7 protein-coding genes and 1 tRNA gene are annotated in these 14,478 nt (G+C 38.5%); 1 reads left to right on the forward strand and 7 read right to left on the reverse strand.

From position 1 onward, the window contains the following. Window positions 1-16 precede the first annotated feature (16 nt). The 5 genes from BUA16_RS08315 to BUA16_RS18825 form a co-directional block, all read right to left on the reverse strand. A tRNA-Thr gene (locus BUA16_RS08315) sits at window positions 17-90 on the reverse strand. A gap of 253 nt (window positions 91-343) precedes the next feature. Further along, the gene (locus BUA16_RS08320) at window positions 344-1,138 is read right to left on the reverse strand and encodes a patatin-like phospholipase family protein (RefSeq protein WP_072764291.1); all 795 of its coding nucleotides are present in this window, start codon (window positions 1,136-1,138) and stop codon (window positions 344-346) included. A 227-nt stretch (window positions 1,139-1,365) separates the two neighbouring features. Next, the gene (locus tag BUA16_RS08325; protein ID WP_072764292.1) at window positions 1,366-2,130 is read right to left on the reverse strand and encodes an exodeoxyribonuclease III; all 765 of its coding nucleotides are present in this window, start codon (window positions 2,128-2,130) and stop codon (window positions 1,366-1,368) included. 235 nt (window positions 2,131-2,365) lie between these two features. After that, the gene (locus BUA16_RS08330) at window positions 2,366-2,623 is read right to left on the reverse strand and encodes a hypothetical protein (protein ID WP_072764293.1); all 258 of its coding nucleotides are present in this window, start codon (window positions 2,621-2,623) and stop codon (window positions 2,366-2,368) included. Window positions 2,624-2,965: 342 nt separating this feature from the next. Then, the gene (locus BUA16_RS18825; protein WP_084668459.1) at window positions 2,966-7,309 is read right to left on the reverse strand and encodes a PAS domain-containing protein; all 4,344 of its coding nucleotides are present in this window, start codon (window positions 7,307-7,309) and stop codon (window positions 2,966-2,968) included. Between the two features lie 652 nt (window positions 7,310-7,961). Here BUA16_RS18825 and BUA16_RS08340 point away from each other — a divergent pair. Beyond that, window positions 7,962-8,363 carry a response regulator gene (locus tag BUA16_RS08340; protein WP_072764295.1) on the forward strand — a complete coding sequence of 134 codons (402 nt, stop codon included), beginning with the start codon at window positions 7,962-7,964 and terminating at the stop codon, window positions 8,361-8,363. 1,257 nt (window positions 8,364-9,620) lie between these two features. On the opposite strand, the gene BUA16_RS08345 is transcribed toward BUA16_RS08340, so the two are convergent. Then, window positions 9,621-11,126 (reverse strand): RagB/SusD family nutrient uptake outer membrane protein, encoded by a 1,506-nt coding sequence (locus BUA16_RS08345; RefSeq protein ID WP_072764296.1) that lies wholly within the window; start codon window positions 11,124-11,126, stop codon window positions 9,621-9,623. Between the two features lie 11 nt (window positions 11,127-11,137). Next, window positions 11,138-14,389, reverse strand: coding sequence for a SusC/RagA family TonB-linked outer membrane protein (locus tag BUA16_RS08350; RefSeq protein ID WP_072764297.1), 3,252 nt, complete (start codon window positions 14,387-14,389; stop codon window positions 11,138-11,140). Window positions 14,390-14,478 lie beyond the last annotated feature (89 nt).

The following is a 14,478-nucleotide window of genomic DNA, read 5'->3' on the forward strand; positions in this document are numbered from 1 at the left end:
TACTTCTGTTTTTTTGAGCCGATAGAGGGACTCGAACCCACGACCTGCTGATTACAAATCAGCTGCTCTAGCCAGCTGAGCTACATCGGCACAATATTGCTGCTCTGGCATATTAGCGCCCTCACAACGGCTGCAAATATAGATAAATATTTATTTCGTGTGCAAAAAAAAACGTTTTTTTATCCGACATCCTTACAGGCTTTAAATGGTATTTTCTTTTGTTGTTGGAGACCAGAAAGTTAGGGCGTTAAGGAAGGTTTCGTTTTTAAGAGCCGTCTAGTTGTTTTTATAAATACAAGGTTATTTCTGGTGAAGGCAGAAGGCTACTTTATCAAAAAATGGGTTACGTTTCAAATATGTTGGTCGCTATATGTGGCGATTTTGCGCTGTTCTTGGTTTTAAATGCATTGATCATGGCCTCATACCCTATGTTAAACAAAATGTCTATATCTTTTTTAAAGAAGGAGTTGTAATTTTTAAGGTCTCTTGGGGTGACGACCAGATCGCATTCTTTGAATTTAAGCATGGAATCATTGGCCATTTTTATCTTATAAGCCCTTTCTATTACATTATAAGAGCTTTTTAGATCTTCTATTTTTATCGACTCAAAAGGATTGACATAAATACCGATCATTTGGTCGCAGTGTATTTTTATAAGGTCTGAAGGGAAATTGTTAAGGATTCCGCCATCCGAATAATAAGAATTTTGGATCTTTATTGGGGCAAAAACCCCGGGAAAGGCAGCGGAAGCCAATACCGGTCGAATAAGTTCCCCCTGATGGAAAACTTTTAAGGTACCGTCCAGAATATTGGTGGCGGTAATAAAAAGGGGTTTTTTAAGCGATTCAAAGGAGTCTATAGCGATATAGGAGGCTAATTGGTCGTAAAATTTATCGGTATCTACAATTCCGGGCTTGTTGCGGGCGTATTTCTTGATATTAAAAATTTGTACGGTTTTAAAGAACTCAAGGATTTCTTCCCATCCTAAGCCTGTGGCATATAGGGCTCCTACAATGGCCCCAGAGCTGGTGCCGGCAATATGGGTAGGGAAAATGTTCATTTCTTCCAATGCCTTAATCGCACCAATATGAGCAATGCCTCTAACCCCTCCTCCTGAAAGCACCAAACCTGTATTCATTTTTTTCGTTTTATTAAATGTAAAGGGTAATAGCTTGTAATGACATGATTAGGGTCATAGCTGATTTTTATTCACTATAATAATCGGTTTTTCTAGCCCTTAACTGCGCTCCATGCCCTTTTTTCAAGGCGTAAGAAATTTACAGGGAAGACAAGGTAGAAGTAGTGCTATGGGTACCATATCAATAAGTTTAATGTTCAAAACAAGATCATGATGGAGATGGCTGCTTAAATATCAATAGTTAGTGCTATGGGGCAATGGTCAGATCCTAACACTTCCGGAAAAATTTCGGCAGAGCTTATTTTGGCCTCCAAACTTTTACTTACCAAGAAATAATCGATTCGCCATCCTATATTCCGCTCTCTTGCCTTAAACCTATAGCTCCAATAGGTATAGGCTACCTCGTTGGGGTGAAAGAACCGAAAAGTGTCTGTGAATCCTGCATCGATCAAATTTTGCATGCCATCGATTTCTACTTGGGTATACCCGGCAGTTTTATTATAGTTCTGTTTGTCGTTTTTTAAGTCCATAGGAGTATGGGCTACATTAAAATCGCCACAGACAATGACAGCTTTGGTCTTTTCCAAGTTTTTTAGGTATTCCAAAAATTCTGCATCCCATTCTTTCCTCATGGGTAATCTGTCTAATTGCTGCCCAGAGTTAGGCACATAGACATTGACCAAGTAAAATTTGTCGTATTCGGCGCACTGAATTCTTCCTTCATCGGTACTTTCAACAGGGAGAACCACCTTGGTAAGTTGTAAGGGCTCTTCCTTGGAATATAGAGCGGTACCCGAATAGCCTTTTTTCTCGGCAGCATTGTGAAATTTAGCAAAGCCCTGTAATGGGGAAGTGGCCTTGGCAGCCTCATTTTCTTGTGCCTTGGTCTCCTGTAGGCAAAGGATGTCCGGATTCAGTAGTTGTATGGATTCAAAAAACTCTTTTTTTACGGCAGCCCGTATGCCGTTGACATTCCAAGAGATAATTTTCATATGTGGGTATTTATTGTGTGTTAACGGTCATACTTCAGCTGCGCTCAGTACAAGCATGTAATTCGCATTTGCGCTTAGTACCGGTTATGCTCCTTTCATTGCTTATTGTTAGTTAAAGTTATATGTGAAATTTAAACAAGTATGTTATAGGAGAATTAAAACCTACCATACAGATATTTTATATAGTTTAACTCTCAATATGGTTAGCCATACTAATATAAGTAGATACTAACATTTATATAGAAATCCATCCTTTTATAATGGCATGAACACCGAGTATTTTTACCTTGTCTTCCGCCAATTTGATTTCTACAACCCTGTTGGTATGTACTTTAAATTCATTTGGAAAAGTATCAAGCATTACTATATCGGTGACCCCTGCGATCTTCATCAATAGGTTTTTTATCCTTACTAAATCCTCTTTTTCCTTGGCATCCGTGGCAAAGATTTTTCCGTAATTTCCAAGGATGACGTTATCTGAAATAAAATTCATGCGGCCTTTTATTTAGGTGGAACTTATTTTATGATCTTGGTATTAATTTTTTTAGAAGATTTTATAGCAGTATCATAAATATACAAAAAGCCATCAAGAGAAACATTATGATCACTTACTCTTTTATGTGGAATGTTTTATGAAATATAGAAGAGAATTTCTTGTTAATCTAGGCAGCTTTTTCAAAATGAGAACATTACCGATGTGTATAGAGTCTCCGTACATACTGTAGGCATGTTCAGAAACTCTCTATATATAATTATGATTATTGTTCGCTTTAAAAGCGGCTATAGCAATAAGGCATACAGGGCGTATAATTCCCATAATAGCGCAAAGGATAGCCTATTCTAGGATGTTTTGTTCCGGGTTTTCCATATCGCTTAACGATTCGGATTTTTGGACAATATCGGTAATAATTTGGTCTATTTCCTGGGTGGCGGCAAGGATATGGTCTAACATTTCTTCCTTTTCCCTAGGGTCTAACATATCCTCTTTAAACAAGTCTATAATCCCCATAAGGCGCGCTACCGGGGCCCGGACCACATGGGATTGGGTCCAGGCGACGTCTCGGAGTATTTTGTTTTGGTTTTCAATATTGAGGGCGTGTTCCTTTAATTCCCGGTTGAGTTTCTTTAAGGATTCTTCATAATTTTTACGGAAGGTAATATCGGACATTACGCCCACCATACGAATGGCTTCTCCTTTAGGGTTCCTAATGATAACCCCTTTGTCCACAACATAAGCATACTGTCCATTTGCTTTTTGATAGCGGTATTCTGCGACCCAATTACTGGTGTTGGGGTCATTGCAAGCCTGGTCAATGGAATCTTTGACCCTTTTTGTATCCTCTGGATGGATATGCGGTTGCCATGATTTTAGAGGGCTTTTTTTCTTTTTATAGCCAAACAAGGTTTCGTAAGCTTCGCTATAATATAGCGTATTATTTATTTTGTCCCAATCCCAAATAAAATCCTTGGAGGTCTGGCTTACAATTTCGAATCGCTCGTTCGATTTTTTAATTTTTTCTTCCGCCTTTATGCGGTCTGTTACATCTTTAATAAAGATAGACATGCCTTGGTTAGAAGGGTAAATATTTAGCTCGAACCATTTTTTTGACTCTGAATGGTACTCCTCAAAGTGAATCTTCTGCTTATTTTCTAAAAGGTTTTCAAAATTTTTATACTTTTCATAAAAAGAATTGTTTTTAGGAATGACATCCCATAAATAATGTCCTACAACCTTTCTACGTGCAATTCCCAGATATTCTTCTGCCTGTTTGTTGAAATAGGAGACGATTCCTTGAGTATCTACAGAAATAAAGGCCTCACCGATACTCTCTAAGATCCGGTGATTTTCCTTAAAGGCCTTTTGTAGTGCCAATTGGGTAAGTTTCAGTTTTTGGATATTTTGAATACTCCCATAAATACGTACACATTTACCGTCCTTAAATTCAGGTTTTCCTATGACCCGTATCCATCGTTCATTGCCTTTTGCCGTAATAATGGGCATGTCATATTCTATAGCCTCCTGTTTATTGATAGCCGTTTGGACACTGCTAGTCATCTTTTCCCAATAATAATTTTCTTTATAAAAATCTTTAGAGGTTTCAAAGGTAGGTTGGTAATAGGGAGTTACTTCATGGATTTGTCTTGTAATCTCAGACCAATAAATTTTCTTGGACTCCATATCTAGTTCCCAGCTCCCTATTTCGGCCAAATTGTTGGCAATGTGCAAGAGTTGCTGCAGTTTTTTGGTTTCTGTGATATCATCGGCAATAGAAAAGGTTACCCCTATGTCCGGGGCAGGGCTGGTGTTCCAGCTAAGCCAAACAGTTTTTCCGTTTTTGGAGATATAGCGGTTTTGAAATTTATTAATCTTGTTATACTCATTATGAGCTGCATAGGTCTTGGTTGTAATTTCTCGGTCATCGGGATGTATAAATTCTAAAATAGGCCTGCTCAATAATTCTTCTTCCGTATAGCCTAGAATTTTGGTGGCAGCCGGATTAATTTTCTTAAAATAACCGTTTTTCCCTGCGATACAAACGATATTCGGGGCAAACTTAAAAATCTGATCGAGTTCAATTTCCAGGCGTTTACGCTTTATTTCGGCGCCTAAATAGGTAGAAATCTGCTCAAAAAATTCGCCTTCCAAGGTATGGTGGTACATGGCCTTTTCTAAGACTAGCACTAGGATGCCCACCAATTCTTCGTTATGAGTCAGGGGGATCCCAACGGCCATATCCATAGAAGTGTTTTCAGTAGCTTTTCTTCTTATAAATTCTTCTTTTTTTTGCAGATCATCCCATTTTTGTAGCCGTTGTTCTTCCCAAACCTTTCCTGGTAAGCCTTGGCCCTTTTTAAAGAATTGGACCTCTTTGCTGTTCGCATAAAATATTTTCCCACAATCTTTCTCTGTATAGGTGGCGACCAACTGTATTTGTTTGTTCTCTGTATCGGGCATCCAGATTTCACCGATGGTAAAATCTCTAAAAGTAACAATAAGTTCCAGAACACTTTTTAAACAAGGGTGAAGGGTTTCGTGCTGACTGAACAATCTACTGATGTCGGTCAGCAGTTTTTTCTGGAGTTCCAAGTTTTTCTGTTTGGTAACATCTCTTTCAATGGAGATCCAATGGGTATACCAGCCCGTTGCATCGGCAACTGGGTTTAGGGAAAAATTGATCCAAAATTCTTCCCCGTTTTTTTTATAATTGATAACGGTAGTTTCGCAGGGCTCCCAGCGACGCATGGCCTCCCCTAGTATTTTTAAGGCTACTTTGTCTGTTTTTGGCCCTTGCAAGATACGAGGGCTTTTGCCCAATACCTCCTTGGCGGTATACCCGGTCATCTTGGAAAAGGCATCATTTACATAGAGGATTCTTGGTCCTGGCTCGTCAAAGGGTTCTGCTTCTGTGATCATGACCGCATCCTTGGTATGGATTACCACGGATTCTAAGAGACGCAGCTGTCCTTCTTCCTTTTTTTGTTGTGTGATGTCCTGTACGGTACCCTCTACTTTAAAAGGATTACCGGCGGCATCTTTTATCAGGCGCCCTAAGCAACGAATCCATTTTGTTTGACCGTTAGGGAGCCCGATTCTAAATACAACGTCCTGTTCTTTCTTCCCTGAAAACAGCTCCTCGTGTGTCTTTAAAAAATGTTTTCGGTCTGGCACATAGATGGTCGTTAAGAAACTCTCAAATCTAATGTCGAAGCTTTCTTTTTTTCTTCCCCAGATCTTATAGGTTTCGTCGGACCAAGTTGCAGACAGTTGTGGTAAATCAACACTCCAATAGCCTAATTTGGCAATGGCCGTAGCCTTTTTTAGCTTTTGCTCGGAAAGTTCTAGTGCTTGTCGGCGTTGTTCTTCTTCGGTTATATCGTTACAAACAATCATTAAACAATTTAGATTGTTATACCTTAAATAATGGCCAGTAACATCAATTCTTAATAAGTCGCCATTTTTCTTTTGGTGCGTAAACACCCCAAATTTAATAGCATTTTCTTGTTCTTTGTTTTTTTGAATGGCCGCTATAAAATTTGAGACTTCCTCCTTAGGTCTAAGATTTATAGCCGTCATGGCCAAGAACTCCTCCCTACTGTAACCATAAAGATTGATCATGGCTTCATTGACATCAATAATCTGTAAGGAATCAATATCAAAAATATACTTAGGTAATGGACTGAGCTTAAAAAGCAAACGGTATTTTTCTTCCGAGATTGCTAATTGATGTTTTAATTCTTCCCTTTCTGTAATGTCCCTTGCTTTAATGACAATACCTTGAATATGGGGATCATAAATCATATTGGCAACTATGATTTCAAACCATTTCCAACTACCAGATTTATGTTTAACCCTATAAGGTGTAGAAATAAAGGGTTCTCCTTGAATAAATTGTGAAAAATTATGAACAGCGGTATCGCGGTCCTCTAAGTGGACGTAACTGAAAATATTAGTTCCCAATAACTCCTTGTTTGTATAACCTGAGGTATAGCATAACACTTGGTTCACGAAGATAAAATTTCCCTGTGTATCTATAACCGATAATAGGTTATAGCCCGCTTGTGTAAGAGAAGTAGTCCTTGGATCTATCGATAGCATCTTTTTTTCAATGTTTTTTTGGGGTAAAAGCGCTGTTGTGTTTTCGTCTTTGTTTGGCGACTCATTTGAACCAAGGGGGGATGCTTCGGCTGCTTTGGAGGCATCGTTTTTTTGTGGGGCTTGCGGGGTCGGAAACAATGCTAGGGCTTGCCTGGCTACAACCTTCAAGGCCTTAACTTGTTCTGATCTAAGTTTTTTGGGAGTATTATCCTGAATACTGAGGACTCCTACTGCCATTTTAGTAACATCTAGGATAGGAACAAAGGCCATAAAAGCAGGAAGGCTGCCCGTGCCGCTTGCTATTTCTTCCGAAAGTCTTTTGTCTTTTTTGCTGTTCTCTATGATAAAAACTTCGTTGGGAGCGTTGCGAAGATGGTCTTTAAATAATTTTTCTAGCGCAGTTTCCTTTATAGTGGATACTTCCGATGGGGAGTGTAAATATTTTGGAACCTCTAAAAGCACAACTGCCGAGGGCAAAGAACTGCAGATAAATGCAGCCATTTGACAAATATCATCGTAAGATTTAGATGTCAGATGGAGGGAAGTGTAGGAAGGGAGCGCTGCAACGCTTTGGATAGCCATATTATTAATTTAAATATCCCTTATACAAGAATTAAGTGTTATGTAAATTATGAAATTTTTACACCTTAAATGCTGTTAAGGACTCTTTTTTTTTATAGATAAGAACTAAGAGTTAACGATTAGATATTATTAGAAAACCGTAAATACCTTTGTTTATAATTAATTTTGCGTGTGAAATATTATAAGTTCTACCTAACTTTAATAGTTATATCTGTAGAACAATATTGGGCAAATCTACTGTAAAATTCGTTCAAAAACATAAATATTCGTCGAACTGTAAATATTGAGTCAAAAACCACTGAGGTATTGTTAAGGTTTTGCTTATAATAAATTTTATTGATACCCTAAAATTCTAGGACAGTGCATTTTTACTGATGGTCCATATTTTGGAGGTGTTAATAAGTCAATTAAAATTTTATGAATTTAATATTAGGAGGTATAGATTATTATTGCTCCTGTTTTTTGTAGGTGCTTAAATCCGGATCTTATAAAAATTATTCTATTTTCTAACATAAATAATTAATATTTCTTACAAATAAACTAATTTTGTGACCTAATAATTAGGCTGGAAGAAAACTGTTGTTTAATAAAAAAAACTAAAAGAGAAAAGAGTCTGCTTCGGAGAAGTTTTTCTTAAAAATATCACCCGATTATGAACAGGAAAGTACTAATAATAGAGGATAATAAACTTGATTGTTTATTGCATAAAAAAGCCTGTACCAAAGTAGGCTTACAAGAGCCTGTTATTTTTTATAACGGACTGGAAGCCCTTCAATATATTAAAGAAGAGTTTACAGGCGCTACAGAATTGTTGGTTCTATTAGATATTAATATGCCTGTGATGAACGGCTGGGAGTTTTTAGACAACTTACCGGCGGTTCGCAATAAAGCCAATACCTTTATTGCTATTGTAAGCTCTTCTTTTAGTGAAGCGGACAGGGCTAAGGCGCAACAATATGAATTGGTGCAAGAGTATTTTGTAAAACCTTTAAGTATTGGCAAATTAAGTCAGCTTGTAAATCAGCCTTTTTTAAATGGATTTAAAGTGGCTTAGGTGATTCTTATCTTATTCTTCTCGTTTCCATTCTAAGAATACCCTATTTGTTCATTGGCTGACCATTTCTTAGATATGCCCTAGCATTCATAAAAAGTTATTATTAATAGATGTTTTATCTATAGGCAACATCAGGTCTATTATTTCGGATAGGCTGTTTTGATTTTTTTATACCTGTCTCATTTATATGTTTTTATATAGATGTAACGCCCAGGTTCTACTGTATAATCGGGTCTTATTATAAAATAAACTCCTTTTAAACCCTCCATAATTAATCAATTACTCCATTTTCACCGAATTCCGCGTTAGGGAACGCAGCGGCATCCCCGAAGCAAAGCAAGGGATACAGCGGAGTGCCCGACCGACGAAGGAGGGAACGCCCAAGTTATTATACTAAAAGGTGTAAAGAATTGAGATTCCATATCAACAATAGAAAGGTTGGTTGAGGTATATGGCAGTAGGTAAAAAAGCTGTAATGATATGCATTGCTTTTTCTGCCAATCCTTTTGGAAGGGGTCTAATGTCCGTAGGATGAAAATTTATGGAAATTCTCGAGAAATAGATAAAGAGGGCGTTCCCGAAATTCAACGCCCTCTTTTTGTCGTTTTTATAATTCGCTTGATATCAGCAAATCATGGGGCAAACCTATTAAAATAAAAGAAAGGGCTAAACATTTTAACGGTTTGTTTGGTTTTTTTAACATATTGGCCTGTAGAGTGGAATTTAGCTAGGAATTTGCTCGTCATTGTTCAAGAAATTAGGTTAAAAATTCTAGTTAAATTTATCAAAAAGAATAGTCAGCCATTTGCTTTTTTAGGTCACAAAGTTATACGGTTTTATAAGGGGAGCGTATGTTTTTATTGCTTTTCAATTTAAGTGTTGGGGTGGGGGAGTAAGATCGTAAATGTATTTTGGTTATGGCGAACTTACCTTATAATATTTGGGGCTAGGCTTGTGTATGGAAGGAAGTCTTAACGGATAGCTTTGCTATACTGTTGGGGCAACTTATGCTCCTTGGGAGCAGTTCTATGTTTAAAACGCCGGAAGTGGTACCGCAATGCATTTTTTTTAACCATAACCTTAAATATTAGAAAACGATCGCGTTTTTTTGAAATGCTGCTAGCAAGTGGGAAAGAGGGATTGGTTTCTTGGCAATTGTAAGTAGGTGGTATTCTAGTATTTTGTGGAAATAAAAAAGGAGGGGCACAACCCCCTCCTTTAAAAAAAAACTAACTCAACTATTAACTAAACTCAATATTAATTATATCCTGGTGATTGCTCCAATAATGGGTTTCTTCCGATCATATCCGTTGTAATTGGTAAAATAAGTTTAAACTCATCTCCAGGGCTTAGGAATTCGATATTGTCAAAGACATAACTGTTCCCGGCTCTTCTTAGATCCCACCATCTTTTTCCTTCACCAATAAATTCCTTGTAACGCTCATTTAAGATTGCGTTAGCGTTATCTTCTTTAGAGCCATTGATATAGGCGTGGATAAGTGGATTGTAGTTGTCTCCGTAAGCTCTTTCCCTGATTTGGTTGATTTCTCCAGATGGATTTTCACCTAAATGGTTTTTGGCTTCGGCCAAAAGCAATAGTACATCGGCATATCTGTATACAGGTACATCATTTTCAAAAATACGCTCAGAACCATTTACTTGTCCTAGGAACTTATTAAAGACCGAACCAAAATATTTAGGTTCATTATAGGTAGGATATCCCAAACCGCCATTGTCATCAACATACAATCTAATGAAGGTAGCATCTTTACGGGCATCGTCATTGTCATCTAACAACAATATGGTTTTTTCTGACTGTCCATATCGGTTGGCACCAGCGATTATAAAGTCGCTCATAGACTCCCCGTTGTCGTTAAACTGAGGGTTGATCTCGGTACTTCTACCAGTTAAGCTATTGTAAAAGTTGGATGCTTCATCTTGCTTGTATTGGATGGCAAAAATAAACTCGCTGTTATTTTCGTTCGGCACGCCCCATAGTTCAGAGATATCACTTGTTAAGCTTGCTCCTAAGGCTTCCACTTGTTGTAAGGCTGATTTTGCCTCCGTGAAATCGGCATTACCTCCTCCCAATAAATTACCGGACCAGATATACACGTCGCCTTTAAGGGCTAATGTAGCGGCTTTTGACCAATATACTCTACTGTTGTTAAAGAAGCTTCCGTCCGATCCAAAAGCGCTTAAGGAAGCTTGAATGTCCGATTTGATCAAGCTCATTACTTCGCTCTGTGGCGATCTAGGCTTGCTCAAAGAAGCTGGGTCAACATCTGTTAACGGCTCTAGAGAAATTGGCACATCGCCCCAAGTTTTTAGCAAAGTGTAGTAATACAAGGCTCTTAAACCATAAGCCTGTCCAATAAGGTGGCTTTTTTCGTCTTCATTAACGAAAGTTACATTTGGAATATTTGCCAAAAAGTCATTGATTCTATGAATTCTGGTGTATAAACCTGCCCAGCCACCAAAAGGAGCTGTAGCAACAGTAATGTTAGATTCGATCAAGGAAGTGTTTGATGCCGACTCGTACGTTCGTCCACCCCAAATATCACTTCTCATTTCTCCCAATAGCCATAATTCATCGGCGGAAGATCTTAAGTTCGCATACAGTCCCGTATGCGCGGTTCTCACCCCTTCTTCGGTATCCCAGAAACCAGCTGCGGTCAATTCGCTGGGACTAGTTAGTTCTAGCTCGCTCTCGCAGGCAGTCAAACTAACGGCAGCTAATAGTATATAAATATATTTTTTCATTTTGCTACTATTTAAAATGTTAGATTAAGTCCTATCGTTATCGTTTTTGGAAGCGGGAATGCTCCATATTGAACACCGCCGATTTCTGGGGTGTCACCGCTCATACTCTTAAAGTAATGTAAGTTAGAACCGGTTACGAAAACGTTTAGTCTTTTGATGGTATTTTTAAAGTATTCTGCCGGTACATTATAGCTTAAAGTTACCTCTCTTAGTGCTAAATAATCTCCTTTTTCCCAGAATTGTTGGTTACCGTAGTTCTGCAAGCTATAGGAAGATTCATTACCTCTCCATACATTTTTTGCGTCATTTACAAAAACCATACGTGGCCAATTTGTATCCGTGTTGGTAGGGGTCCAAGAATCTAATACTTCAATAGGCTGATTTAGGTTACCCTGAGTTTGTCCGTACCCTTTAGCTCTAATATGATTCCATACTAAATGTCCTGTGGCAAAATCGGTTTTAACAAATAAGCTAAAATCTTTGTATTTGAAATTAGTAGTCAAACCTCCAACAAAGTCAGGCGTGGTACGTCCAATAACCTTTCTGTCAAGACCATTGATGACGCCATCGTTGTTTTGGTCTACCCATTTAGCATCCCCGGCCCAACGTTTATTTCGGCTGGCGGCCGGCATAAATTCGTCCGTGATCGCATTGTCTAAATCGGCTTCGGCCTGAGTGGCATAAATACGCTCTTGCTCAAAAGCTATTACAAGGTCGTTCCCAGAGCGTTGTCCTTCTTGGAAACCACCTGTCCATTCTTCTTCACCAGTCTTAGGGTTATAGATTAACTCTCCTCCTTGTCTGTTTAAGTCATTGTCATTTTCAGGTAGCTTGATCACGTAGTTTTTGTTAGAGGTAAAAGTCGCTCCAACACTCCAGCTGATGTCCTCAGTTCTGATAATGTCACCATCAACCTGTAGTTCAAAACCTTTGTTTCTAATCGTACCGTTGTTGGTTAAAATACTACTGAAACCAGTCCAATAAGGCAATGTTAAGTTTGCTAGTTTGTCTTTGATGTCCCTAGAGTATACATCGGCAATAAAAGAAAGTCTGTTGTCTAAAAAGGAGATGTCCAAACCGGCATTAAAGGTAGTTGACTTTTCCCATTTTAGATCCAAAGTAGAAAGTGAAGAGTTGGCATAGCCTGTTTGGCCATTGTATACACCTTGACTTCCATAAGCTCCGAAAACACCATAATTACTTAAAACATCTTGGTTTCCGTTCACCCCGTAACTCAATCTTGGTTTTAATCTGGTGATATACTTGTTGATGTTAGATTCGATAAAGAAATCTTCGTTGTGGGCATTCCAACCTGCAGAAACCCCCGGGAAGAATCCAAATTTCTGGTTTCCTAATCTTGAAGATCCATCTCGTCTGAAAGTACCACTGATCAAATACTTGTTGTCAAAATCATACAACAAACGTCCAAAAGTAGACACGATAACGTATTCTGTTTCAAAACTATAAGGGATTCCATCGGCTTCTGCTCCGGCATTAAGAGTTTCAATTAAGTCTGTAGGAGAATTTCTTGTTCCGGCAGAAGTTGTAAAGAAGTTGTCCTTGTAGTATTCTGTTCCAACCAATGCGTTGAAATTATGATCGCCAAAAGATTTGGTATAATTTAAAGTACCAGTCAACTGGTTTCTTAAAGTTCTGCCTAAGCTTACCGATGCTTCACGTGCTGTACGTAAAGGTCCAGAAGTACTTCCTACTCTATACGCTCTGTTAAAGCTCTCGTTGTGGTTGTTGATGGCGAAGTGACTTCCGTCTACCGATAGTACCAATTCATCCAAAATACTCCAGTCGATGCCGACAGAGGCCGATAAACGTTGTTCTAAGTTTTTTCTAACAAATTTATCTTGATAGTACAATGGGTTACCGAAACTTTGGTTTTGCCCTACGGCATATACATCGGACCAAGTACCGTCAGGGTTGTTGTCGTAATCCCTTGAAGTAGGAGCCTGACCTTGGAATCTTCTAAATACGGTATCGTCACCTCCCAATGGGCTTCGATTTAAGTTAGAATGAGAGTATAAAACGTTAGAGTTAACTTTTACGTTGTCAGTAATTTTATAAGACCCTGTAAATTTTCCTGAGTATCTTTTAAAACCAGACCCTAAAATTAAACCGTCGTTGTCTAAAAGTCCAAGCCCTAAGTAGTAGTTTCCGTTTTCGTTACCACCGTCAAAGGATAAATAATGATCCTTCGTGGCACTGTTTTGATAAATACGGTCTCCTACGTTTTTATTGTCATAAAATAAAATCTGCCTGCTAGGATCTAAAATGTCGGGAATGGCTTGCCATCCAGGTTGGTTCAATAAGTATTGGTTGTCTGCTGTTAACAACTGGGTGGTGAAAGGAGAATTGGTAGTGTTTCCTCCGATACCAAATGAATTGTCTCCATTGATGAATTGACGGATGAAGTTTGGATTTCCACGCGTTTCTTCTGAGTAGCGATGTCCTTGTCTGTTGTAATTTAAGAAATCGGCACCACTGAGGTACTTCTGATCATCTCTTTCCTCATTAATACTATACTTGTATTTATAGTTGATAGAGGATTTTCCGACCTTACCAGATTTGGTCGTTACCAAAATAACCCCATTGGCAGATCTTGCACCATAAATAGCGGTGGCCGCAGCATCCTTTAATACTTCGATAGATTCGATATCATCGGAGTTTAAGGCATAAAAAGAGCCTGGGATACCATCGATCAAAATTAAAGGAGAACCAGACCCGTCAAAGTTGGTTCCGCCACGTAAAACAATAGATGGGGTAGCGCCTGGTTGACCAGTGTTGTTGGTAACTCTAAGACCGGCAATGGTACCCTGTAAGGCCGTTGCAGCGTTAGATCTGGTAGAAGTTTCCAAAATTTCAGTGTCTAATTTAGAAACCGAGGTGGTCAAAGTTCCCCTGGTCTGGCTACCGTAACCAGTAACAACTACTTCATCTAAAACTGAAGCATCTTCTTGTAGGGAAACATTAATGACAGTTTTGTTTCCTACCGTTATGTTCTGGGTTGTAAACCCTAGGTAGCTAAATACCAATACATCGTTTGGACTGGCTTGGATGGAATAGTTACCATCGAAATCAGTTTGGGTACCTGTGGTGGTTCCCTTTACCAAAACGTTTGCCCCTGGAAGGGGTAGTCCGCTGCCATCGGAAATAGTCCCGGTGACTGTTTTTTCTTGTGCATACGCACCACTAAACAGCAAAAAAGCTGCTAACGTAAGTACGTAATGAATTAGTTTGTTTTTTTGTTTCATGTTGTTAGTTATTATGTATTACATAATGCAATACTATAGAAAATAACTTTATTAACAAAATTTTGATATTATTTTTTTGTGTATTCAAT

Source organism: Arenibacter nanhaiticus (genome assembly GCF_900141935.1).
In the GTDB taxonomy this organism is placed as follows: Bacteria; Bacteroidota; Bacteroidia; order Flavobacteriales; family Flavobacteriaceae; genus Arenibacter; species Arenibacter nanhaiticus.

What these genes read in the sequence shown, in the direction of transcription:
- BUA16_RS08330 (WP_072764293.1), bottom strand. Translation starts at nt 2,623, where the DNA reads ATGAATTTTATTTCAGATAACGTCATCCTTGGAAATTACGGAAAAATC.
- BUA16_RS08350 (WP_072764297.1), bottom strand. Translation starts at nt 14,389, where the DNA reads ATGAAACAAAAAAACAAACTAATTCATTACGTACTTACGTTAGCAGCT.
- BUA16_RS08320 (WP_072764291.1), bottom strand. Translation starts at nt 1,138, where the DNA reads ATGAATACAGGTTTGGTGCTTTCAGGAGGAGGGGTTAGAGGCATTGCT.
- BUA16_RS08345 (WP_072764296.1), bottom strand. Translation starts at nt 11,126, where the DNA reads ATGAAAAAATATATTTATATACTATTAGCTGCCGTTAGTTTGACTGCC.
- BUA16_RS08325 (WP_072764292.1), bottom strand. Translation starts at nt 2,130, where the DNA reads ATGAAAATTATCTCTTGGAATGTCAACGGCATACGGGCTGCCGTAAAA.
- BUA16_RS18825 (WP_084668459.1), bottom strand. Translation starts at nt 7,309, where the DNA reads ATGGCTATCCAAAGCGTTGCAGCGCTCCCTTCCTACACTTCCCTCCAT.
- BUA16_RS08340 (WP_072764295.1), top strand. Translation starts at nt 7,962, where the DNA reads ATGAACAGGAAAGTACTAATAATAGAGGATAATAAACTTGATTGTTTA.